The following is a 22144-nucleotide window of genomic DNA, read 5'->3' as shown; positions in this document are numbered from 1 at the left end:
ACAGTTTTTTCGCAATGTCACTTGTTACCCGCGCATCAGACAGGTGACGTTCAGCTCTCGCTGGCCACCCCGGTCTTGCGCCGCGGAATGCCCAGGCGCTGACGGCGTTCCCACAGGCATTTACGACTGACACCGAGTTTGCGCGCCAACTCGGTTTCGGTCATGTGGTCCTGATGCTCGAGAACGAAGTGCTGGAAGTAGTCTTCCAGTGACAGGTCTTCGGTCGGCTCATGGCTATTGTTACCGGCGGCGCTGCCCTGTTGTGGAGGCAAGCCGATGAAATCGTCATCGTCCAGATCGCTCAGTTCGATGTCGATCCCCAGCAGCTCGGCGGAAATCTCCGGGCTCTCGCACAGGATGACGGCGCGTTCTACGGCGTTTTCCAGCTCACGAACGTTACCCGGCCAGGCGTAATGACGAATCGCCTGCTCGGCATCCGGGGCGAACTTCAGGTCGGTGCGGTTGACTCGCGCGCTCTGCCGCGCCAGGAACGCGTTGGCGATTTCGTTGACGTCCGCGCCGCGCTCGCGCAGGGCCGGCAGTTTCAGGGCGATTACGTGAAGGCGGTAATACAAGTCTTCACGGAACTGGCCGATCTTCGCCAGGCTCTTGAGGTCCCGGTGAGTCGCAGCGATCAGGCGCACATCGACTTTCTGGGACTGCACCGAACCCACACGACGAATTTCACCTTCCTGCAGCACGCGCAGTAGGCGGGCCTGGGCTTCCAGTGGCAGTTCGCCGATTTCGTCGAGGAACAAGGTGCCGCCGTCCGCGGCTTCTACCAGGCCGGCACGCCCGGCGCTGGCGCCAGTGAACGCGCCTTTTTCGTGGCCGAACAGTTCGGACTCGATCAGGCTTTCTGGAATGGCCGCGCAGTTCACCGAAATCATCGGTGCCTTGGCACGTTTGGACAGGTTGTGCAGGGCGCGCGCCACCAGTTCTTTACCGGTGCCGGATTCGCCCTGAATCAAAACATTGGAGTCGGTTGGCGCGACTTTGCGGATCTTGCTGTACAGATCCTGCATCGGCGGGCAAGAGCCGATGATGCCGATTTCGCCGTTGTTGTTGCTGGCGCCCGGTTTCGCGGCGCCATTGCCGGCTTTACCGGCGACCGGCTCACCGCTGGCTTGCACCGATTGACGGTCACGCAGGATTCGCGCGACGGCCTGGAGCATTTCGTCATGATCGAAAGGCTTGGCGATGTAATCCACCGCGCCCATCTTCATCGAGTCGACCGCTGAACGCAGGCTGGCGTAGCTGGTCATGATCAGCACTGGAGTGCCCTGGCCGAGTTTGATCAACTCGGTGCCAGGCGCGCCCGGCAGACGCAGGTCGCTGACGATCAGGTCGAACGTGGGAATGGTGAAGCGTTCTTGTGCTTCCTGCACTGAACCGGCTTCGCTGACCTGGTACTGGTTACGTTCCAGCAGGCGGCGCAAGGCGGAGCGGATAATTGTTTCGTCTTCGACGATCAAAATGTGCGGCATTGATTCGATACTCTCGACGGTCTCAGTTCACAGCGGACGTCGCTTCGACATGACGCGGCAAGGTCACCCGGATACGGGTGCCGCGTTGGCTTTGAACATCAGCCGGGCTGTCGATGGTGATTTGTCCATAATGCTCTTCAACGATGGAATAGACCAGTGCAAGGCCCAGACCGGTGCCTTCGCCAGGATCCTTGGTGGTGAAGAAAGGTTCGAACAATCTATCCATGATGTTCTTCGGAATACCGCTGCCTTCGTCTTCCACGATCAAATCGACCGTGTGTTCGCCGGCTTCGCTTTTGACCCGCACCGCGCTGCCGGGAGGCGAGGCATCGCGGGCATTTGAGAGCAGGTTGATCAGTACTTGTGCAAGCCGCTGCGGGTCGCCTTCGACCCAGTGATCGGGATCGCACAGGTTGTAGAACTGCACTTCGAAATTGCGTCGGTTCAGGGCCAGCAAACCGATGGCATCCTGGGCCACTTCGGCCAGACAGACGGGCTCGTCGCTGTGCTGATGGCTGCCGGCGTGGGCGAAGCTCATCAGCGACTGAACGATGCGCGACACGCGTTTGGTCTGCTCGAGGATCTGCCCGCTGATTTCCTTCAGTTCGCTGTCTTCTTCGCGCTCTTCGCGCAGGTTCTGCGCCAGGCAGGCGATGCCGGTGATCGGGTTGCCGATTTCATGGGCCACGCCGGCGGCGAGTCGGCCGATGCTGGCCAGACGCTCGGAGTGCACCAGTTTGTCTTCGAGCATCTGGGTTTCGGTCAGGTCTTCCACCAGCAACACCAGGCCGCTGTTGCCGGGTGCAAGCGGTTCATCGATCGCGGCTTTGTGCAGGTTCAGCCAGCGGGTCTGGCCGTCGAGCGCCAGGTGCTGTTTGTGCAAATGCTCGTCCGGCAGATTGATGAAGCCTTGCAGCAGCTCTTTCCACGGATCGGCAATGGTGCTCAGGCGCGAACCGACCACACGCTGCGCGGCAATCCCGGTCAGCTCCTCCATGGCCTTGTTCCACATGAGGATTTCCTGATCCTTGGCCAGCGAGCAAACGCCCATCGGCAACTCCTGCAAGGTCTGGCGGTGATAGCGGCGCAGGGCATCGAGTTCGGCGGCAAGCCCGGTCAGGCGCGAGTGGTAATCCTCGAGGCGACTTTCGATGAAGTGGATGTCTTCGGTGACGTAGTTTTCGCCGCCGGCCTTATAAGGCAGGAATGTCTCGACCATGTCCTGAGCCACACTCGGCCCCATCAGGCCGGAGAGGTTGGCTTCGATACGGTCGCGCAAGCGGCGCAAGGCATAAGGCCGGCGCTCATCGAAAGGCAGATAGAGGTCACGCAGGGCCTGTTCGACTTCTTTCTGTGCTGCCTTGGCGCCCAAAGGTTTTGCCAGCTGTGTGGCGAATTCCTGGGGTGAGGCGGCGTGCAGTTCGCGGCGTTGCGGCCGGCGCACGTTGTCCACGGCGCAGGCTTCGGCGGCGCTGGCCTCTTCGCTGCTGGCGTTGGTGAACAGCGAAATCAGGGTGAACATCAGCACGTTGGCCGCCAGCGAGGCGATCGCAGCCATGTGCCAACTGGTGTCGTCCAGCACGTAGATCATGTTCAGCAGCGGAATGTAGAAACCCTGTAGATTGCCGACCAGCGGCAGCAGCATGGTCACCAGCCACACCAGAATCCCCGCGAGCAAACCGGCGATGAAACCGCGGCGGTTGGCGGTCGGCCAGTACAGTACCGACAGCACGCCCGGCAGGAACTGCAGGGTGGCGACGAAGGCGACGATGCCCAGATTCGCCAGATCCTGTTCCGCGCCCAGCAGCAGGTAGAAACCGTAGCCGGCCATGATGATCGCGACGATCAGCGCCCGGCGGGTCCACTTCAGCCAGCGGTAGATATTGCCTTCGGCCGGCGGCTGATAGAGCGGCAGCACCAAATGGTTCAGCGCCATCCCGGACAGCGCCAGGGTGGTGACAATGATCAACCCGCTGGCCGCCGACAATCCACCGACATAGGCCAATAGCGCCAGGGCCTTGTTGTTGGCGGCGATGCCGATACCCAGCGTGAAGTATTCCGGGTTGGTGGTCGCGCCGAGTTTCAGTCCGGCCCAGAGAATCAGCGGTACCGCCAGGCTCATCAACAGCAGGAACAGCGGCAAGCCCCAGCTCGCACTGACCAGCGAGCGAGGGTTGAGGTTTTCGGTAAATGTCATGTGGTACATGTGCGGCATCACAATCGCTGAAGCGAAGAACACCAGCAGCAGCGTGCGCCATGGGCCTTCCTGCAATGGCGTGTGCAACGCGGCGAGCGCGGTCTGGTTTTGCAGCAACCAAAGCTCAAGCTGTTGCGGGCCATCGAACACGCCATACAGCGCATAGAGGCCAACGCCGCCGATGGCGATCAGTTTGATCACCGACTCGAAAGCAATCGCGAACACCAGGCCTTCGTGTTTCTCGCGGGTGGCGATGTGGCGCGAGCCAAAGAAAATCGTGAACAGCGTAATCAGTGCGCAGAAGCTCAGGGCTACGCGATGTTGCACCGGCTCGCGGGTGAGGATGCCGATGGAGTCGGCCACCGCCTGAATCTGCAACGCCAGCAACGGCAGCACGCCGATCAGCATGAAGATTGTGGTCAGTGCGCCGGCCCAGGTGCTGCGGAAGCGGAAGGCGAACAGGTCGGCCAGCGACGACAGCTGATACGTGCGGGTGATTTTCAGGATCGGATACAAAAGTACCGGCGCCAGCAGAAACGCGCCGGAGACGCCTAGATAGCTGGACAAAAATCCGTAGCCGTATTGATAGGCCAGGCCCACCGTGCCGTAAAACGCCCACGCACTGGCATACACGCCCAGCGACAGGGTGTACGTCAGCGGGTGGCGAATGATCGCCCGGGGGATCATGCCCCGTTCGCTGACCCAGGCTACGCCGAACAGCACCGCCAGGTACGCGGCGCTGATCAGGATCATCTGGGTCAGGCTAAAGCTCATCGGCATCTTTTTGGCTCTGCAGGATGAAGGTCACGACGATCAGAATCAGCCAGAGCAGATAAGGGCGATACCAGGCGCCAGTGGCGTCGATCCACCAATCCATGATGGCTGGGGAGAACAGATAAATCCCCACTACCAGGAGCAGGACCAAGCGATAGATGTACATCCCGGCCTCTCTTTTTTATGCGCGTGCCCGAAAACGTGCGGCGATGGTAACGGATGGGCGCGCCACTGCAAGTGTGATCACTGTAGTTGTGCTTCGGGCAGGTTGAGTGTGCGCGGGATCAACGCTGCATCCCAGTGGGCGATGCCCCAGTTCAACACTTCCCGTGGGGTGGCGTAAGCCAGTTCGGCACCGGGATTCTGCCCCAATGCGCGCAACGCACGCAGCAACAAGGGAGTCGCCTGATCTTCGGTCAGCGGCGGCGAACGATAGGACTTGCCGAGCTTGTTGCCATCGGGCTGGGTGATCAGCGGAATATGCAGATAGCGCGGTTGCGGCAGGCCGAGCAGTTCTTGCAGGTAGAGCTGGCGCGGCGTGGAGTCGAGCAGGTCGGCGCCGCGGACGATATCGGTAATGCCTTGCCAGGCATCGTCCAGCACCACCGCCAATTGATAGGCGTAAAGCCCGTCGCGGCGACGGATCACGAAATCTCCGACTTCCCGACCCAGGTGTTGGCGGTATTCGCCTTGCACCCGGTCGATGAAGTGATATTCCAGCTCGGGGACCCGCAGGCGAATCGCGGCGTCTTCAGTGCCATGGCCGGCATTGCGGCACAGCCCGGGATAAATCCCGTGATAGGGCGCAAGTGTTTTGCGTGAACAGGTGCAAGCGTAGGCCAGACCGTGATTGAACAGGCGATTGAGGACTTCGGCGTAGGCATCGTGCCGGTCACTCTGTCGGACCATTTCGCCATCCCACTCGAAACCGTAGCTTTCCAGGGCTTTAAGGATCGCCGCTTGAGCGCCGGGCTCTTCCCGTGGCGGATCGAGATCTTCCATGCGCATCAGCCAGCGGCCCCCCACCGAGCGCGCGTCGAGGTACGAGGCCAGCGCTGCGACCAGCGAACCGAAATGCAGATGTCCACTGGGCGTGGGGGCGAAGCGCCCGATGTAGGTGGGGGAGGTGATGGCGGTCATGGGGCAAGTTTACTTTGTCTGGTCATGCGCAAGTCTCTGTGGGAGCGGGCTTGCTCGCGAAGGGGTCATCAGCTTCAACAATTATGCTGACTGACACACCGCTTTCGCGAGCAAGCCCGCTCCCACAGGTTTTATGCCGTGGCGAATGTCAGAAACAAAAACGGAGCGTTCGCACGCTCCGTTTTTAGTTCAAGTCGAGATTACTTGCCGACTTGCTTTTCCTTGATTTCCGCCAGGGTCTTGCAGTCAACGCACATGTCGGCGGTAGGGCGGGCTTCCAGTCGCTTGACGCCGATCTCGACGCCGCAGGACTCGCACCAGCCATATTCTTCGTCTTCGATCAGCTGCAGCGTCTTGTCGATCTTTTTGATCAACTTGCGCTCGCGGTCACGGGCACGCAGCTCGAGGCTGAATTCTTCTTCCTGGCTGGCACGGTCTGCCGGGTCCGGGAAGTTGGCCGCTTCGTCTTTCATGTGATCAACAGTACGGTCGACTTCCTGCATCAAGTCCTGTTTCCACTTATTCAGGATCTTGGTGAAGTGAGCGCGCATGGGCTTGCCCATGTACTCCTCGCCCTTCACTTCTTTGTAGGGTTCGAAGCCGCTGATCGACTGGTTCTGTTGTTGCTTTGCTTGGGTGGACATGAAATAGACCGCCTCTACTCTTGTAATCCATTGCGCAGGATTGCTCCATCACCGACACCTGCCGGCCCTGCGGCTGCAAGCGGGCGAACTTACCAGATCAAATCGGGCCGCGCTACTCCCGGATGTCGAGGTAGTGGCCCGCTGTGCTTGCAAATGATTGCAAAGCCTTGTCTGGCGGTGCTGGAGACCTGATCAATTATTGATTTTAGTCAAACCTGAGACACTCGCTTGAGTCGTTTGAGACCAGCGTTATAACGGTCTGACCGCTTTAGGTTCTCGCTCGTTCCTGCGCTTGGGTAGAATCAGTTTTTTTCCCCCCGTTGAAGGAAGGCTAATGGCTCAGTCCTACAGTGCCCGCAGTCGCGCGATCGAACCTTTCCATGTCATGGCGCTGCTGGCGCGGGCCAATGAACTGCAAGCCGCTGGCCACGACGTGATCCACCTGGAAATCGGCGAACCCGACTTCACCACCGCCGAGCCGATCATTCAGGCCGGTCAGGCCGCATTGACGGCGGGAAAGACCCGTTACACCGCCGCGCGCGGCATTCCCGAGTTGCGTGAGGCCATTTCCGGCTTTTATCAGCAGCGTTACGGTTTGAACATCGACCCGCAGCGAATCCTCATCACGCCTGGCGGTTCCGGTGCGCTGCTGCTGGCCAGCGCCTTGTTGGTGGATCCGGGCAAACACTGGCTGCTGGCGGACCCAGGCTATCCGTGCAACCGGCACTTTTTGCGGCTGGTGGAAGGCGCAGCGCAGCTTGTTCCTGTCGGTCCGGACGTGCGCTATCAACTGACGCCGGACCTGATTGCGCGCCATTGGGATCACGACAGCGTCGGTGCCCTGGTGGCGTCGCCAGCCAACCCGACCGGGACGATCCTGACACGCGATGAACTGGCGGGCCTGTCTGCCGCGATCAAGCAGCGCCACGGTCATCTGGTGGTGGACGAGATCTATCACGGTCTGACCTACGGCACCGATGCCGCCAGCGTGCTGGAAGTCGATGACAGCGCCTTTGTGCTGAATAGTTTTTCCAAGTATTTCGGCATGACGGGATGGCGACTGGGTTGGCTGGTGGCACCTGAAGCGGCGGTCGGTGAGCTGGAAAAACTCGCGCAGAACCTCTACATCAGCGCCCCGAGCATGGCCCAGCACGCCGCTCTGGCCTGCTTCGAACCGGCCACGATCAGCATTCTGGAAGAACGTCGCGCCGAATTCGGCCGTCGTCGGGATTTCCTGCTGCCAGCCCTGCGAGCGTTGGGCTTTGGTATCGCCGTTGAGCCTGAAGGCGCGTTTTACTTGTATGCCGATATCAGCAAGTTCGGCGGCGATGCCTTCGCGTTCTGCCGCCATTTCCTCGAAACCGAACACGTGGCGATTACTCCGGGTCTGGACTTCGGTCGTTATCAGGCTGGCCACCATGTGCGGTTTGCCTACACCCAAAGTCTTCCGCGCCTACAGGAAGCGGTCGAGCGGATTGCGCGCGGCTTGAAGAGCTGGAAAGGCTGATGCGTTTTCATCCTCCCCTCGAAGAGGGCCGTTTGATTCGTCGTTACAAGCGTTTTCTCGCCGATATCGAAACCGTTAACGGCGAGTTGCTGACCATTCACTGCCCGAACACCGGTTCGATGCTCAATTGCCAGGTCGAAGGCGGACAGGTCTGGTTCAGCCGTTCCAACGACCCCAAGCGCAAGTTGCCCGGTACTTGGGAAGTCGGCGAAACCCCGCAGGGACGCTTGTTTTGTGTGAACACCGGACGCGCCAACGGCTTGATCGAAGAGGCACTGCGAGCCGGTGTCATCACCGAGTTGAACGGCTTTACCGAACTGAAACGTGAAGTGGCCTACGGTCAAGAAAGCAGCCGCATCGACTTCCGCCTCGATTACCCGAGCGGGCCGGCTTATGTGGAAGTCAAAAGCGTCACTTTGGGCTTCGATGGCTCATCGGTAGCGGCATTTCCCGATGCAGTGACCCAGCGCGGGGCCAAGCATTTGCGCGAATTGGCGCATTTGGCCCGGGACGGAATTCGTGCGGTGCAGTTGTATTGCGTCAATCTCACCGGCATCGACGCTGTGCGTCCGGCAGAAGAAATCGATTCGGCCTACGCGGCAGCCTTGCGTGAGGCGGTGTCGTGCGGGGTCGAGGTGCTGGCCTATGGCGTGCACTTGACCCACGAAGAAATGGTGGTCGATCGACGTCTGGAGGTGTTGCTGAACGGCTAGAGACTGACCCAGATCCCTTGCTCGTCTTCGCGGCAGGCGACTGTGGTCAGGGACTGCCCGGCGCAAGGGCCGGCGACGCATTCCCCGTCTTCGATCAGAAACAGTGCGCCGTGGGTCGCGCACTGGATCAGGCTGTTACTGGGGTCGAGAAACTGGTCGGGCTTCCATTCCAGTCCGACGCCACGGTGCGGGCAGCGATTGATGTAGACGTAAACCTGGCCGTCACGACGCACGGCAAAGAGCTTCTGGCCGTCGATGTCGAAACCGCGACTGCTGGCATCGGCCAGTTCAACGCCTGCACAAAGAAACTTCATGTCTATCCTCAAGTCCTGCGGCTCGTGACTGGATATGTCCGAGCTTGACGTTCAAATGCAAACAATTATCAAATGGCTGCCTTGCCTGTCGGGTTCAGGTGCCAGATGCCGAGGATACTTGGCCTGACATCTCGATGCCCGGGAAAACCCTTAAAGGAAGCTGTTTATGCGCCTGAGTACCCGCGTTGCTGCGCTCTGTGTCGGACTCCTCGCCAGCCATCACGCCGCAGCGGCCGAGTTGCCACAACGTTGGGTCAGTGCCGGTGGAGCTTTATCGGAATGGATCAGCGCGCTGGACGGTGGATCGAAACTGGTGGGTGTCGACACCACCAGTCAGCACCCGGAATCGCTCAAGGCATTGCCGAGCATCGGGTATCAGCGGCAATTGTCGGTGGAGGGTATTTTGAGCTTACGCCCGCAGATACTGGTCGGCACCGAGGAAATGGGACCGCCACCGGTGCTTTCGCAGGTTCGCAGCGCGGGCGTGCAGGTCGAGCTGTTCTCGGCCCAGCCGGATCTGCCGACGTTGCAGGGCAATTTGCAGCGTCTGGGCAAGTTGCTTGGCGCTGAAGATCAGGTCTCACTCTTGTTTCAGACTTATCAACAGCAACTCGATCAACAAAAGATCCGGGTCACTCGGGCACAGTTGAAGGAAAAATCGCCGGGCGTGCTGTTGTTGCTTGGCCACGCGGGCGGCAAACCGCTCATCGCCGGCAAGGACACCGCCGCCGATTGGTTGCTGCAACAGGCCGGCGGGCACAATCTGGCCACGCATACCGGCTATAAACCCTTTTCTGTCGAATCCCTGGTCAGCCTGGATCCCGAGGTGCTGGTGTTTTCCGATCGTGCACTGACCGGCGATGCAGCCCGTGCGGCGTTGTTCAAGGAGAACCCGGTCCTGTCCTCGACCCGCGCGGCCAAGGACGGGCGAGTCATGGAGCTTGATCCGACTTTGTTGGTGGGGGGCTTGGGGCCGCGGCTACCCGATGCGTTGAAAAAACTGTCTGACGCTTTCTACCCCGGTTCGGCCGGCCAATGACCATCCTGGTTAAACCACGCGCTTTATTCATTGGTCTGATCCTGCTGTGTTTGCTGGCCATCTGGCTGTCGTTGGCGCTTGGGCCGGTGAGCTTGCCGTTGTTCGACACCTTGCGCGCAGCCCTGCGCCTGGTGGGGGTGCCGATCGCGCCCGACGGACTGGAGCAGGCCGAGCTGATCCTCGGGCAGATTCGCTTGCCGCGAACCTTGTTGGGTTTGGCCGTGGGGGGTGTATTGGCGCTGTCCGGCGTGGCGATGCAGGGGTTGTTTCGAAACCCTCTGGCCGATCCGGGGCTGGTCGGCGTCTCCAGCGGTGCGGCATTGGGCGCGGCGATCGCGATTGTCGGTGGCTCGGTATTCGGCGGACTGCCCGAATCCTTCGGGCCTTATCTGTTATCGCTGTGCGCGTTTCTCGGCGGGCTCGGCGTGACCGCGCTGGTGTATCGACTGGGCCGGCGCAACGGGCAGACCCATGTCGCGACCATGCTGTTGGCCGGTATTGCGTTGACTGCGCTGGCCGGTTCCGCCGTGGGGCTGTTCACCTATCTGGCGGATGACGCGACGCTGCGCACCCTGACGTTCTGGAACCTGGGCAGCCTCAATGGCGCCAGCTATTCGCGGCTCTGGCCGTTGCTGCTGATCAGTGCCGGCGTGGCGTTGTGGCTGCCGCGCCGGGCCAAAGCCTTGAACGCGTTGTTGCTGGGTGAGTCGGAGGCCGGTCACTTGGGCATCGATGTCGAAGGGCTCAAGCGCGAATTGGTATTTTGCACGGCGTTGGGTGTCGGTGCTGCGGTGGCAGCGGCGGGGATGATCGGGTTTGTGGGGCTGGTGGTGCCGCATCTGGTGCGATTGCTGGCGGGCCCCGATCATCGTGTGCTGTTGCCCGCGTCAGTATTGGCAGGGGCCAGTCTTTTGTTGTTTGCCGATCTGGTGGCGCGACTGGCCCTGGCGCCGGCTGAATTGCCGATCGGGATCGTCACGGCTTTCATCGGTGCGCCGTTCTTTCTGTATTTATTGCTCAGAGGGCGTGCCTGATGTTGCGAACGCAAAATCTGCAAATCCGTCGAGGCCGAAAGATTGTCCTGACGGACATCACACTTGAGCTGAAACCGGGCGAAGTCCTCGGTGTGCTGGGACCTAACGGCGCCGGTAAAAGCACCTTGCTCGGCGCCCTGTGCGGTGAGTTGCATGCCGATCACGGCAGTGTCTGGCTTGACGACCGTGAATTGAATCAATGGGCCGGGGCGCTGAGAGCGCAGCGCTTGGCGGTATTGCCGCAGGTCTCGACCCTGGACTTCGCCTTTCGTGTCGAAGAAGTGGTCGGCATGGGCCGCTTGCCGCATCAAAGCGGTCGGGTTCGCGATGACGAGATTGTTGCCGCTGCATTGCAGGCTGCCGATGCCGGGCATTTGAGTGGTCGCAGCTATCTGGCCTTGTCCGGTGGCGAACGTCAGCGGGTGCATCTGGCTCGGGTTCTGGCGCAACTCTGGCCGGGCGAAGCGGGGCAAACGTTGTTGCTCGATGAGCCAACGTCGATGCTCGACCCGCTTCATCAGCACACCACGTTGCAAGCCGTACGCGAGTTCGCCAATCGTGGCGCGGCGGTGCTGGTGATCCTGCATGATCTGAACCTGGCAGCGCGCTATTGTGATCGCCTGTTGCTGCTCGAAGGCGGGCGCCCTGTGGCACTCGATACGCCGGAGCAGGTGTTGCGCCCGGAACCACTGAAGGCCGTGTTCGGGCTGGAAGTTCTGGTGCAGCAGCACCCGGAGCGTGGGCATCCGCTGATCATCGCCCGCTGAGTTTTTTATGGAGCGAAAACATGCGTGGGATTTTGATGCTGGCCTTGCTGATGCTGAGTGCCTGTCAGCATGTTTCGACTCCGCCACCGGTTGTCGGCGAGATTCGGGACTTGCGCAGCGGTCAGACCCTCACGGCAGAGGAACTGGTTGCGCGGTTGGAGACGCCTTCACGGCTGATCGTGGGCGAGCAACATGACAATCGCGATCACCATGAACTGCAGTTGTGGTTATTGCAGTCGCTGGGTGAGCGGCGAGCACAAGGCAGTCTGCTGCTGGAAATGCTCACGCCGGATCAACAGCTGCGTGTTGATGATGTTCGTCACGCTTCGACACCACCGGCGGATTTACCCGGTGCATTAGTCTGGCAGTCTGGCTGGGACTGGAATCTATACGGGCCGATCGTTCGTTTCGCCCTGACCCAGCCATATCCGCTGCTGGCAGCCAATCTGGACACGCTTGAAGTCCGTGCCGTTTACGCTAACCCTCCGACATTGAGCGGTTCGCGCTCCAACGCTGCTTCAGTCAAAGACGAGTTGCTGAAGCAAGTCAGCGACTCCCACTGTGGTCTGCTGCCCGAATCGCAGATGCCGGCGATGCTGGCGGTTCAGCAGCAACGCGACCGACGGATGGCCGAACGCTTGCTGGCTGCTCCTACGCCTTCACTGCTGTTTGCCGGCGCTTACCATGCGCGTAAGAATGTCGGCGTGCCGATTCATGTGCTTGATCTGGGAGAACCCCAGGCGCCTGTGGTGTTGATGCTGGCGGAGCAGGGTAGCGAGGTCACACCGGCCATGGCTGATTACGTCTGGTACACGCCTGCCACGCCGCCGCAGGATTATTGCGCGCAAATGCGTAAGCAATTTGGCAAGTGATCGAACGACTTTTCTCCAGGCAAAAAAAGACCCGGCAAGAGCCGGGTCAAATAACCGTGATTAGCCTGATGAGGAGATATCTGAGAGTCCGAACCAAGGGCTTTTCAAATATCGACCAGTCTCGCGACCAGTTGTGATAATCATAGCGATTCTCATTACCAAGTCAACCGCTGATTTCTCAATTATATGAAATGCGCTGCCCGCTCGCGGAAAACGCCCGTAATCATTGGGTTTCAGCCTGTGCGGTTGAGCGAGCTCAGCTGAATGAGCTGCTTGTTCAGCAGGTCGATACGTCGGGCCATGCTCTCGATCAGGCTGTGGGCGATCTTCGGATTGCTTTGGGTCAGGCTGAGAAACTGATCCTTGGGAATCAGCATGACAGTGCTGGGTTCGCTGGTGATCACGCTGGCGTTACGCTTCTCGCCAGTGAACACCGCCATGGCGCCAAAAATCTCGTCCTTGGGTACATCGCCGACTTTGTGCCCATCGACAAAGGCTTCGGCGTGGCCATCGATGATGACGAATACGTGATCCGCGTCTTCACCTTGACGGATCAACACTTCGCCACTGGCCACGCGCTGAAAACCATTGGTGCTTCGAAACTCGGGTTGTTTCAGGCGGGCGAGTGCGTCGGACAGCAAGGCGGACTGACCGGCCATGTATTGAAGGAATAGCTCCGAACGCTCCGGGTCGGCGTAGATATGCTGAAACACCTCGGAGCGCAGATACGGCGTCAGTGCCAAGGGGCTATCGCTGCGAAAGCGGCAACGCGGCAGCTCTGTGCCCTGGCGCAAGCCGATCAGATCTCCCTCGTGCAGATAGAACAACGCCCGTTCGTCGATGCATCCATGCAACAGGCCATTGTTCAGTACAAACAGTTGATTGCCGGGTAACAGGACGGCCAGATCATCGACGGCTGAAAATTCCAGGCTCGGTCCGCAGGGCATCAAACCTTCCAGCAGCCGGACGGGAATATGTTGCAGTCGGTTGATCAGCGCGTCGGCGTAAGCCGGTTGTTCCCCAAGTAGGTACATGGCAGCTGCGTCCGTTCAGTTTTTGTGACGTGACGAGATAGCTTCCAGCTGTTTGTTCAAGGCGTCCTTGCGCTCGGCGGGAATGTCGTTCCAGTGCACATCCATCAGGGCACCTTCGATGGCATACAACAACACCTTGGATGCCCGAAACCCGCGCGTGCGCACGGCCCGATAAGCATCCACCGCCCCCAGGCGACGCAAGTCCGAGGCGCTGTGGATGCCCACGGCATGCAGCCACTGCGCCGACGTCTTGCCAAGATTCTTCAGGTGCTGCAGTTCATCATTCATCAAGCCTCCTTGCGACGGCCGAACGGTGCGTGGGCGAGCTTCTCAGGAGTGTAGCCATCAGTAGGAAAAGCGTGATTGTTTGGTCGGTTTCGACGCAAAAGCTTCTAAGAGGCGAAGTCCCGAAGCTGCGTGAAAGTCCGCGAGCGCGGTAGGAAGAGAGGGCGGTGGAATCAGGTTTCCGGGCAAACCATGCCCAGAGTCCAGCGCAAAGCGGAGGCGCCGAACGGGTCAGTTAAAAGTCGCTTTTAGCGGGTGCGATAACGCAGGCGTGTACCGAAATTCATCGACATCAGGATCTCGTCAGCACTCAGCTCTGGCGGGAAGTAGGCGCCGGAGATCTGTGCATGAGCCAGGCTCGCGCCTTCCAGGGAGGCGTTGCGAAAGTCGATGCCGCGCAAGTCGGCGGAGCGGAAATAGGCATCGGTAAAGTCGACGCCGTCGGCGTTCAGTTCACGCAGGTCCAGACCCCGGAAATCGCCACCGACCATGTCGATAGGTCCGTCTTTTGGGCGCTCGTTGTTGAAACCTGTGATGTCGTCTTTGTGCAGCAACGCATAAAGCGGGGTGTCGAGAAGTTTCGGCTGGCTCATGTCACATCACCTGTTGGTTTTATGACGCCAGTATAGTGCCACTATTTGACAGCCGTGAAGCCGGCGAAGGCTCCACGGCTGAAATAGTTTCTTACAGACCCGGCAGGCGCTGGCGAATCTGTGCAACGACTGTGTCGAGGGTTCCGCTTTCATTGGTCTGAACGCGTTTGCTGCAGAGAATCTCTGCCGGCGTCATGGCCTCACGAGTGGCTTGTTGGGCTTCGATTACGGCCAGGTTGGCGTCGGACGGGTCCTTTTTGTCTGCCTGACGCAGGGCCAGCCAGCTCTCGATCACCGCTTGTGGCGCATTGCAGTCGAGGATAAGGAATGGCGCGCCAGTGGCTTCGGCGATTTTTGCTGCGCCGTCACGCTGGTCGCGCTTGAGGTAAGTCGCATCGATCACCACCGGGAAACCAGCACGCAGGATCACCGCGGCAACTTCATGCAGTCGGGTGTAAGTGGCGGCGCTGGCGTCGGCGCTATAGATGCCGGCCTGAGGGTCGTTTGGCACGGTTTGCTCGCCGAACAGACGTTTGCGCTCTACATCGGAGCGCAGGCGAATGGCGCCCAACGCTTCCACCAGACGCATGGCCACGTGGCTCTTGCCGACGGCAGAAACACCGTGGGTGATGGCCATGAAGCGCGAAGGAATGGTGCTGTAGCTTTCCGCCAGGTTGGCGTAATTGCGGTACTGACGCAGGGTGGTGGCTCGCTGCACCGGGTCGGCCTCGGCCGGCATGCTGAACAGGCTGACCTTGGCGCGAACCAGTGCGCGATAGGCTTTATAGAAGTTCAGCAACTCAAGGCCTTGGTAGTCGCCGGTCAGTTCCAGGTACTGGCTGATGAAGCGGCGCGCCAGACTCTTCAGGCCACGGTCTTCCAGGTCCATCGCCAGGAAGCCGGTGTCGGCATAAACGTCGGTGAAGCGGAACGGTTCGTTGAACTCGATGCAGTCGAAGATCACGACCTTGCCGTCGATCACGGTGGCGTTGCCCAGGTGGATGTCACCGTGGCATTCGCGAATGAAACCTTCGGCCTTGCGCTGGGCGAACAGTGGCTTGAGGCGTTCGAAGCTGCTTTCGGCCCAGGCTTGCAGCGCATCAAGTTGCAGCAGGTCGGCCTTGTCGCTGAGGAACGGGCGGATCTGTTCGAAATTCTGGCGTACCGGCGCCATCACGCTGTCCGGCGTGCCGGCTTCGTGTTCGGCAGGCACTTTCGGTGCGCTGAGGTGGAATTGGGCAATCTGCGCGGCCATCTCGTCGATGTGCGCGGTAGTCAATTCGCCGTTGGCTTGCAGCGTGCTGAGCAGCTGGCTCTGTGGGAATTGACGCATTTTCAGTGCGAAATCGACGACCGGACCCTCGCCACCCAGTTGTGGTGCTTCGGCGCTGCCGGTGATTGGCAACACTTCGAGGTACAAATCGTTGGTCAGGCGCTGGTTAAGACGCAGCTCTTCCCCGCAAAAATGCTTGCGGGCGTCGAGGCTGGTGAAATCCAGGAAGCCGAAATTCACTGGCTTCTTCACTTTATAAGCAAAGGGGCCGGTGAGGATTACCCAGGAAATATGGGTTTCGATGACCTGGAACCCGTCTACGGGATGCGGGTAGAGGGCCGGGTTTTGCAGGGCAGCGATCAGGGACTGGCTCACAGGCGATCCTTCAGAGTCTGGGGAAAATTCACGGCCGTCATTATGGCCGCAAGTCCGTCTGACGCAAACCTCGGAGGGCTCCTGTTGAGTATGAATAAAGTGCGTATAATCCGCCGCCATGACTCGTACTCGATCCCCCCGCACCCCAAAAAAACCACCTTCCAAGGGCCTGCGCCCCTGGCTGGGCTGGGCCCTTAAACTCAGTCTGGTCGGCCTTGTGGTGCTGGCCGGGTTCGCGGTTTACCTCGACGCGATCGTCCAGGAGAAGTTCTCCGGCAAGCGCTGGACCATTCCGGCCAAGGTGTACGCGCGCCCGCTGGAGCTGTTCGTCGGACAAAAGCTCAGCAAGGACGACTTTCTAACTGAGCTCGATGCCTTGGGCTATCGACGTGAAAGCGTGAGCAATGGACCCGGCGCGGCGGCGGTCAGCGGCAATACCGTCGACTTGAATACCCGTGGCTTCCAGTTCTATGAAGGCATGGAGCAAGCGCAACCAGTACGGGTACGTTTCTCTGGCGACTACGTGGCCGAACTTTCGGCGACTAACGGTTCGAAACTCTCTGTGGTGCGGTTGGAACCGCTACTGATTGGCGGGATTTACCCGAAAAATCTCGAAGATCGCATTTTGATCAAAATTGATCAGGTCCCGCCGTATCTGCTGGAAACTCTGGTCGCTGTGGAAGACCGGGATTTCTACAGCCACTGGGGCGTGTCGCCCAAGTCGATTGCCCGAGCCATCTATGTCAACACCTCTGGCGGCAAGATGACCCAGGGCGGCAGTACGCTGACGCAACAATTGGTCAAGAACTTCTACCTGACCAGCGAACGCAGCCTGACCCGTAAACTCACCGAAGCCATGATGGCGATGTTGCTTGAGCTGCATTACGACAAACCAGAAATTCTTGAGGCTTACCTCAATGAAGTGTTCGTCGGTCAGGATGGGCAGCGCGCGGTGCACGGTTTTGGCTTGGCAAGCCAGTTTTTCTTCGGGCAGCCGTTGTCTGAACTGAAGCTGCATCAAGTCGCGATGCTGGTGGGCATGGTCAAGGGGCCGTCCTATTACAACCCTCGTCGCAACCCTGAACGGGCGCTTGAACGGCGCAATCTCGTGCTCGATGTACTTGAGCAACAAGGTGTTGCCACCGCCGATCAGGTCGCTGCTGCGAAGAAAATGCCACTGGGTGTGACGACTCGCGGCAAGCTGGCCGACAGCTCGTTCCCTGGCTTCCTCGACCTGGTCAAGCGTCAGCTGCGCGAAGACTATCGCGACGAAGACTTGACCGAAGAAGGCCTGCGGATTTTCACCAGTTTCGACCCGATCCTGCAGATGAAAGCCGAGGCGTCGGTCAACGACACCTTCAAGAGACTCTCCGGGCGCAAGGGTTCCGATGAGGTTGAAGCGGCCATGGTCGTGACCAACCCGGAAACCGGTGAAGTCCAGGCCATGATCGGCAGTCGTCAGGCAAGTTTTGCCGGCTTCAACCGTGCGCTGGATGCTGTGCGACCGATCGGCTCTTTGATCAAACCGGCGGTTTATCTGACGGCCCTTGAGAAGCCGAGCCAGTACACATTGACCAGTTGGCTGTCGGACGATTCCTTCTCCATCAAAGGCGCGGACGGTCAAGTCTGGAAACCGCAGAACTACGATCGCCGTTCCCATGGCACCGTATTCCTGTATCAGGGCCTGGCGCACTCCTACAACCTGTCGACCGCGCGTCTCGGGTTGGCGGTGGGCGTGCCGAATGTCCTGAAGACCCTGGCGCGTCTCGGTGTGAGTCGCGAATTCCCGGCGTTCCCGTCGATGCTGCTGGGCGCTGGCGGTCTGACCCCGATCGAAGTGGCAACCATGTACCAGACCCTGGCCAACGGTGGTTTCAATACGCCGATGCGCGGGATCCGTAGCGTATTGACCGCTGAAGGCGAACCGCTCAAGCGTTATCCGTTCCAGATTCAGCAACGTTTCGATCCGGCCTCCATTTACCTGATCCAGAGCGCCATGCAGCGGGTGATGCGTGAAGGTACCGGCAGTTCTGTTTACAACGTATTGCCGAAAACCCTGACCCTGGCCGGCAAGACCGGTACCAGTAACGATTCGCGGGACAGCTGGTTCGCCGGTTTCAGTCAGGACCTGCTGGCAGTGGTCTGGCTGGGGCGCGATGATAATGGCAAGACACCGTTCACCGGTGCCACCGGTGCGCTGCAGGTCTGGACCAGTTTCATGCGCAAGGCCGATCCGTTGCCGCTGGACATGCCGCAGCCAGACAACATTGTTCAGGCCTGGGTCGATTCGCGTACCGGACAAGGCTCTGATGCCAACTGCCCAGGTGCGGTGCAGATGCCGTATATTCGCGGCAGTGAACCGCCTCCCGGTGCTGCTTGCGGTGGCGAAAGCCCTGTTTCCGGCGAAACGGTGATGGATTGGGTCAAGGGCTGGATGAATTAAGCAAAGAGGGTTTCAAGTGAACAAGTGGTTGATTCCAGCGGTTACCGCCGTGGCTTTGCTCAGCGGTTGCTCCTCCGTACAACGCGGTTCGATTCCGGTTGTGGATTCCGGTAGCGCCGTTTCGAACAGTGAACGGATTTCGGCGAATGGCGGTTTCCGTCAGACGACGACTAAACGTCCTGCGCAAGCCCAGACTCAGGCGATTCCACAAGGTGATACCGGCGTCGTCGTGATGGTGCCAGGTGGTGGCGCAGTGACGTCGGCCCCGATCAGCACTGCGCCGATCACACCTGGCCCGATCACCCCGGGGCCGATCGATACTTCGCCGGTTCAGTCGGCACCGATCAATCAGGGCAGCTACAGCATGCCGTCGACGCCGAGCGGGATTCCTTCGGCGAGCTCTGGTGGCTTGTCTGCCGACGAGCAATTGGACGGTCCGGTTCTGGCCTTGCTGACTACCGCTCAGCAGCAACAGGCGAGCGGTGATCTCAACGGTGCTTCCTCCAGCCTCGAGCGCGCCCAGCGTGTTGCGCCGCGTGAGCCGCAAGTGCTTTATCGTCTGGCTCAGGTGCGCATGGCTCAAGGCGATGCACCACAAGCCGAGCAGTTTGCTCGTCGTGGCCTGACCTTCGCCAACGGTCGTTCGGCACTTCAGGCCAGTCTGTGGGAATTGATCGCTCAGGCACGTGAGAAACAAGGTGATTCTGCTGGCGCAGCATTGGCCCGTCAGAAGGCCAAGGTTTCGCTGTGATGGACGCACGCTTTCCGAAGATTGCCGAACAGTTGCTATTGATCGAGCGCGAGCTGCGGGTTCAGGGTTGGTGGGACGAGGTCTCGCCCTCCGCCGAAGCGCTTTCCAGCGTCGAGCCATTCTCGGTCGACACGCTGGATTTCGAGCAGTGGCTGCAATGGATCTTCCTTCCGCGGATGAAGGTGATCCTCGAGCAGGATCTGCCTTTACCAAACGCTTCGGGAATTCAGGAGATGGCCGAAATGGTCTTCGCCGCCCGTAATGTTCAGGGCAAGGACCGGCAGTTGCAGGTGCTGCTCAAAGAGTTTGATCTACTGATCACCGCCTCCCGCTAAACCGGAGGCGGCCAGTGTCTACTGGCAGTTATCCGCAATCTGTTTCTGTGCTTCGCTAATGCGCTCCTGACGTTGCTGGTCGGTCAGGCGGCGCATCTCGCCTTCGACATCCTCCCGTATTCGCGGATTGTTCTGCAGTTGAGCCAGGTTCGTTCGCGCCTGTTCGCAGAATTCCTTCAGCTGGGCTTGCTGCTCGGCGACCTGTTTTTTCACTTTGTTGTCGATAGCCTGTTGATCACCAATGGCACCGCTGCGTGGCGGCGGAGTCTGGTTGCCGGCAGGCGAGGAGGGCGTGACCACGGTGGTGGCTTCCCGGCCTTGGGGCGGCTGGGCGTCGAAGTGGGTAACGCCCTGGGCGTCGACCCATTTGTAGATCTGAGCGGCCATGCACAAAGGGCTGATGCCAATCAGCAGGCTGGCGGTCAGGAAAAACGTTCGCATGCCATTTCCTTGTATTGGGTTGCGCAATTGAAGCTAACACAGTTGCTGTTTAGCGGTTTTTTCTTGCTTTCTCATGTGCTTAGTTCAATAAAGCACATAGACGACTTGACTTGGAGAGGACGAAACAGAAGAATCCAAAGTCCGCTGTAGAGGGACTGCCAGAAGCAGGCCCGCTCAGCAGATCATGAGGCGCACATCCGCGCCGACCTGTTACACCCGCAACGCGTTACCTCGCGCTGGGTGGGAAAGGCCCGCAACACTTGGGACGATCCCAATACTTGCTCAGTCAGTGCTGACGTAGTCGGCGACCACCGTCGCTCATGCTCTGCTGAGAAGTAAACCTATTAAGACCCGTCCCCTTTTATGTGGACGGTATTCTGGCGTTTTAGAGGTGAACAACGTGGAGCTTTTATCTGGCGGTGAGATGCTCGTCCGCTTTTTGCGTGACGAAGGCGTCAAATATATCTACGGGTACCCGGGTGGTGCTCTTCTTCATGTCTACGATGCCCTGTTCAAAGAACCGGAAGTGACCCACATCCTGGTTCGTCACGAACAGGCTGCGACCCATATGGCTGACGGCTATGCCCGTGCCACCGGTAAAGCCGGCGTGGTACTGGTGACCTCCGGCCCGGGCGCAACCAACGCCATCACCGGTATTGCCACGGCCTACATGGACTCCATTCCGATGGTGGTCATTTCCGGCCAGGTGCCTAGCAACATGGTGGGCACCGATGCGTTCCAGGAAACCGACATGATCGGTATCTCCCGGCCGATCGTGAAGCACAGCTTCATGATCAAGCACGCGTCGGAAATCCCTGAAGTCATGAAGAAAGCGTTCTACCTCGCGCAATCCGGTCGTCCTGGTCCGGTCGTTGTCGATATCCCGAAAGACATGACCAACCCGGCCGAGAAGTTCGAATACATCTTCCCGAAAAAAGCCAAGCTGCGTTCCTACAGCCCGGCCGTTCGCGGTCACTCCGGGCAAATCCGCAAGGCGGCAGAAATGCTCCTGGCGGCCAAGCGTCCTGTGATGTATGCAGGCGGCGGCGTGATTCTCGGTGGCGGCTCCGCGCCGCTGACCGAATTGGCGAAGATGCTCAATCTGCCAGTGACCAATACCCTGATGGGTCTGGGTGCCTACCCTGGCACCGACCGTCAGTTCATCGGCATGCTCGGCATGCACGGCAGCTACACCGCTAACCTGGCGATGCACCATGCCGACGTGATCCTTGCAGTCGGCGCTCGTTTCGACGACCGCGTGATCAACGGCCCGGCCAAGTTCTGCCCGAATGCCAAGATCATTCACATCGACATCGACCCGGCTTCGATTTCCAAGACCATCAAGGCAGACGTTCCTATCGTCGGTCCGGTCGAGAGTGTCCTGACCGAAATGGTCGCGATCCTCAAGGAAATCGGCGAGACCCCGAACAAGGAGTCCGTTGCCAGCTGGTGGAAGCAAGTTGATGAGTGGCGCGGTGATCGCGGCCTGTTCCCTTACGACAAGGGCGACGGCAGCGTCATCAAACCGCAGACCGTGATCGAAACCCTGTGCGAAGTCACCAAAGGCGATGCCTTTGTGGCCTCCGACGTGGGCCAGCACCAAATGTTTGCGGCGCAGTACTACACGTTCAACAAGCCGAACCGCTGGATCAACTCCGGCGGCCTGGGCACCATGGGCTTCGGTTTTCCGGCGGCCATGGGCATCAAGCTGAGCTTCCCGGATGACGACGTCGTCTGCGTGACGGGCGAAGGCAGTATCCAGATGAACATTCAGGAACTGTCCACCTGTCTGCAATATGGCTTGCCGGTGAAAATCGTCATCCTGAACAACGGTGTTCTGGGTATGGTTCGCCAGTGGCAGGACATGAGTTACGGCAGCCGTCACTCGCACTCTTACATGGAATCGTTGCCTGACTTCGTCAAGCTGGCAGAGGCCTATGGTCACGTCGGCGTGCGCATCACCGAATCGAAAGATTTGAAGTCGAAGATGGAAGAAGCGTTCGCCATGAAGGATCGTTTGGTGATCATCGATGTTTCGGTCGACACCAGCGAGCACGTCTACCCGATGCAGATCAAAGACGGCTCCATGCGCGATATGTGGCTGAGCAAGACGGAGCGTACTTAAT

General features: G+C 59.5%; 21 protein-coding genes. 10 read left to right on the top strand and 11 right to left on the bottom strand.

All coding sequences use genetic code 11. The annotated features are described in order from the left end of the window. Positions 1-50 precede the first annotated feature (50 nt). The 5 genes from ACYZTZ_RS23515 to dksA form a co-directional block, all read right to left on the bottom strand. Positions 51-1487 carry a sigma-54-dependent transcriptional regulator gene (locus tag ACYZTZ_RS23515; protein WP_461999851.1) on the bottom strand — a complete coding sequence of 479 codons (1437 nt, stop codon included), beginning with the start codon at positions 1485-1487 and terminating at the stop codon, positions 51-53. Between the two features lie 22 nt (positions 1488-1509). After that, a complete protein-coding gene (locus ACYZTZ_RS23510; protein WP_162247459.1) occupies positions 1510-4464 on the bottom strand; it encodes a sensor histidine kinase in 2955 nt (984 codons plus the stop codon). After that, the gene (locus tag ACYZTZ_RS23505) at positions 4448-4624 is read right to left on the bottom strand and encodes a hypothetical protein (RefSeq protein ID WP_003176118.1); all 177 of its coding nucleotides are present in this window, start codon (positions 4622-4624) and stop codon (positions 4448-4450) included. Before ACYZTZ_RS23505 ends, ACYZTZ_RS23510 begins: the two co-directional genes overlap by 17 nt. Before the next feature lie 77 nt (positions 4625-4701). Then, the gene (gluQRS, locus tag ACYZTZ_RS23500; protein WP_461999850.1) at positions 4702-5598 is read right to left on the bottom strand and encodes a tRNA glutamyl-Q(34) synthetase GluQRS; all 897 of its coding nucleotides are present in this window, start codon (positions 5596-5598) and stop codon (positions 4702-4704) included. Between the two features lie 200 nt (positions 5599-5798). Then, the gene (gene dksA, locus ACYZTZ_RS23495; protein ID WP_008153293.1) at positions 5799-6242 is read right to left on the bottom strand and encodes an RNA polymerase-binding protein DksA; all 444 of its coding nucleotides are present in this window, start codon (positions 6240-6242) and stop codon (positions 5799-5801) included. A gap of 334 nt (positions 6243-6576) precedes the next feature. On the opposite strand from dksA, the gene ACYZTZ_RS23490 reads away from it, so the two are divergent. Beyond that, the gene (locus tag ACYZTZ_RS23490; RefSeq protein WP_461999849.1) at positions 6577-7749 is read left to right on the top strand and encodes a pyridoxal phosphate-dependent aminotransferase; all 1173 of its coding nucleotides are present in this window, start codon (positions 6577-6579) and stop codon (positions 7747-7749) included. After that, complete coding sequence (gene sfsA / locus ACYZTZ_RS23485; RefSeq protein ID WP_461999848.1) at positions 7749-8462, top strand: DNA/RNA nuclease SfsA; 714 nt, start codon at positions 7749-7751, stop codon at positions 8460-8462. Before ACYZTZ_RS23490 ends, sfsA begins: the two co-directional genes overlap by 1 nt. On the opposite strand, the gene ACYZTZ_RS23480 is transcribed toward sfsA, so the two are convergent. Next, positions 8459-8776, bottom strand: a complete 318-nt coding sequence (locus ACYZTZ_RS23480) for a Rieske (2Fe-2S) protein (RefSeq protein WP_150658154.1) — start codon at positions 8774-8776, stop codon at positions 8459-8461. The genes sfsA and ACYZTZ_RS23480 overlap by 4 nt on opposite strands. A gap of 166 nt (positions 8777-8942) precedes the next feature. On the opposite strand from ACYZTZ_RS23480, the gene ACYZTZ_RS23475 reads away from it, so the two are divergent. Genes ACYZTZ_RS23475 through ACYZTZ_RS23460 form a run of 4 tightly spaced genes read left to right on the top strand, consistent with a single transcriptional unit; the run spans position 8943 to position 12488 of the window. Then, a complete protein-coding gene (locus ACYZTZ_RS23475) occupies positions 8943-9815 on the top strand; it encodes a heme/hemin ABC transporter substrate-binding protein (RefSeq protein WP_461999847.1) in 873 nt (290 codons plus the stop codon). Positions 9816-9865: 50 nt separating this feature from the next. Next, positions 9866-10849: a FecCD family ABC transporter permease gene (locus tag ACYZTZ_RS23470; protein ID WP_462000706.1), complete on the top strand. Its 984-nt coding sequence runs from the start codon at positions 9866-9868 to the stop codon at positions 10847-10849. Next, positions 10849-11616 carry a heme ABC transporter ATP-binding protein gene (locus ACYZTZ_RS23465; protein ID WP_461999846.1) on the top strand — a complete coding sequence of 256 codons (768 nt, stop codon included), beginning with the start codon at positions 10849-10851 and terminating at the stop codon, positions 11614-11616. The genes ACYZTZ_RS23470 and ACYZTZ_RS23465 overlap by 1 nt, the downstream gene beginning before the upstream one ends. A gap of 20 nt (positions 11617-11636) precedes the next feature. After that, positions 11637-12488: a ChaN family lipoprotein gene (locus tag ACYZTZ_RS23460; protein WP_461999845.1), complete on the top strand. Its 852-nt coding sequence runs from the start codon at positions 11637-11639 to the stop codon at positions 12486-12488. 233 nt (positions 12489-12721) lie between these two features. Here the strand turns inward: ACYZTZ_RS23460 and ACYZTZ_RS23455 are convergent, their stop codons facing one another. From ACYZTZ_RS23455 to ACYZTZ_RS23440, 4 genes are all read right to left on the bottom strand, one after another. Then, on the bottom strand, positions 12722-13522 hold the full coding sequence (locus ACYZTZ_RS23455; RefSeq protein WP_461999844.1) for a Crp/Fnr family transcriptional regulator: 801 nt from the start codon (positions 13520-13522) through the stop codon (positions 12722-12724). A 15-nt stretch (positions 13523-13537) separates the two neighbouring features. Further along, positions 13538-13810 (bottom strand): TfoX/Sxy family protein, encoded by a 273-nt coding sequence (locus tag ACYZTZ_RS23450; RefSeq protein WP_003228231.1) that lies wholly within the window; start codon positions 13808-13810, stop codon positions 13538-13540. A 245-nt stretch (positions 13811-14055) separates the two neighbouring features. Continuing rightward, complete coding sequence (locus ACYZTZ_RS23445; protein ID WP_008015079.1) at positions 14056-14400, bottom strand: pentapeptide repeat-containing protein; 345 nt, start codon at positions 14398-14400, stop codon at positions 14056-14058. A 91-nt stretch (positions 14401-14491) separates the two neighbouring features. Continuing rightward, entirely contained in the window at positions 14492-16048 is a 1557-nt protein-coding gene (locus ACYZTZ_RS23440) for a bifunctional aminoglycoside phosphotransferase/ATP-binding protein (protein WP_461999843.1), read from the bottom strand. A gap of 118 nt (positions 16049-16166) precedes the next feature. Here ACYZTZ_RS23440 and mrcB point away from each other — a divergent pair, with 118 nt between their 5' ends. From mrcB to ACYZTZ_RS23425, 3 genes are read left to right on the top strand one after another with little or no spacing between them, the layout of a single operon-like run. Beyond that, positions 16167-18491, top strand: a complete 2325-nt coding sequence (gene mrcB / locus ACYZTZ_RS23435; protein ID WP_461999842.1) for a penicillin-binding protein 1B — start codon at positions 16167-16169, stop codon at positions 18489-18491. Between the two features lie 16 nt (positions 18492-18507). After that, a complete protein-coding gene (locus tag ACYZTZ_RS23430) occupies positions 18508-19242 on the top strand; it encodes a tetratricopeptide repeat protein (RefSeq protein ID WP_056746096.1) in 735 nt (244 codons plus the stop codon). Beyond that, entirely contained in the window at positions 19242-19577 is a 336-nt protein-coding gene (locus tag ACYZTZ_RS23425) for a YqcC family protein (protein WP_033054374.1), read from the top strand. The genes ACYZTZ_RS23430 and ACYZTZ_RS23425 overlap by 1 nt, the downstream gene beginning before the upstream one ends. Positions 19578-19595: 18 nt before the next feature. On the opposite strand, the gene ACYZTZ_RS23420 is transcribed toward ACYZTZ_RS23425, so the two are convergent. Next, positions 19596-20018, bottom strand: a complete 423-nt coding sequence (locus ACYZTZ_RS23420; RefSeq protein ID WP_461999841.1) for a DUF4124 domain-containing protein — start codon at positions 20016-20018, stop codon at positions 19596-19598. A 400-nt stretch (positions 20019-20418) separates the two neighbouring features. On the opposite strand from ACYZTZ_RS23420, the gene ACYZTZ_RS23415 reads away from it, so the two are divergent. Further along, positions 20419-22143: an acetolactate synthase 3 large subunit gene (locus tag ACYZTZ_RS23415; RefSeq protein ID WP_056746111.1), complete on the top strand. Its 1725-nt coding sequence runs from the start codon at positions 20419-20421 to the stop codon at positions 22141-22143. Position 22144: the final 1 nt, after the last annotated feature.

This window comes from Pseudomonas sp. LB3P58, from assembly GCF_054897895.1.
Note: the sequence above shows the minus strand (reverse complement) of the source record. Positions and strands in the feature narration are given on the sequence as shown.

Coding starts and splice junctions, on each gene's coding strand:
- ACYZTZ_RS23515 (WP_461999851.1), bottom strand. CDS start 1,487: ATGCCGCACATTTTGATCGTCGAAGACGAAACAATTATCCGCTCCGCC.
- ACYZTZ_RS23510 (WP_162247459.1), bottom strand. CDS start 4,464: ATGCCGATGAGCTTTAGCCTGACCCAGATGATCCTGATCAGCGCCGCG.
- ACYZTZ_RS23505 (WP_003176118.1), bottom strand. CDS start 4,624: ATGTACATCTATCGCTTGGTCCTGCTCCTGGTAGTGGGGATTTATCTG.
- gluQRS (WP_461999850.1), bottom strand. CDS start 5,598: ATGACCGCCATCACCTCCCCCACCTACATCGGGCGCTTCGCCCCCACG.
- dksA (WP_008153293.1), bottom strand. CDS start 6,242: ATGTCCACCCAAGCAAAGCAACAACAGAACCAGTCGATCAGCGGCTTC.
- ACYZTZ_RS23490 (WP_461999849.1), top strand. CDS start 6,577: ATGGCTCAGTCCTACAGTGCCCGCAGTCGCGCGATCGAACCTTTCCAT.
- sfsA (WP_461999848.1), top strand. CDS start 7,749: ATGCGTTTTCATCCTCCCCTCGAAGAGGGCCGTTTGATTCGTCGTTAC.
- ACYZTZ_RS23480 (WP_150658154.1), bottom strand. CDS start 8,776: ATGAAGTTTCTTTGTGCAGGCGTTGAACTGGCCGATGCCAGCAGTCGC.
- ACYZTZ_RS23475 (WP_461999847.1), top strand. CDS start 8,943: ATGCGCCTGAGTACCCGCGTTGCTGCGCTCTGTGTCGGACTCCTCGCC.
- ACYZTZ_RS23465 (WP_461999846.1), top strand. CDS start 10,849: ATGTTGCGAACGCAAAATCTGCAAATCCGTCGAGGCCGAAAGATTGTC.
- ACYZTZ_RS23460 (WP_461999845.1), top strand. CDS start 11,637: ATGCGTGGGATTTTGATGCTGGCCTTGCTGATGCTGAGTGCCTGTCAG.
- ACYZTZ_RS23455 (WP_461999844.1), bottom strand. CDS start 13,522: ATGTACCTACTTGGGGAACAACCGGCTTACGCCGACGCGCTGATCAAC.
- ACYZTZ_RS23450 (WP_003228231.1), bottom strand. CDS start 13,810: ATGAATGATGAACTGCAGCACCTGAAGAATCTTGGCAAGACGTCGGCG.
- ACYZTZ_RS23445 (WP_008015079.1), bottom strand. CDS start 14,400: ATGAGCCAGCCGAAACTTCTCGACACCCCGCTTTATGCGTTGCTGCAC.
- mrcB (WP_461999842.1), top strand. CDS start 16,167: ATGACTCGTACTCGATCCCCCCGCACCCCAAAAAAACCACCTTCCAAG.
- ACYZTZ_RS23425 (WP_033054374.1), top strand. CDS start 19,242: ATGGACGCACGCTTTCCGAAGATTGCCGAACAGTTGCTATTGATCGAG.
- ACYZTZ_RS23420 (WP_461999841.1), bottom strand. CDS start 20,018: ATGCGAACGTTTTTCCTGACCGCCAGCCTGCTGATTGGCATCAGCCCT.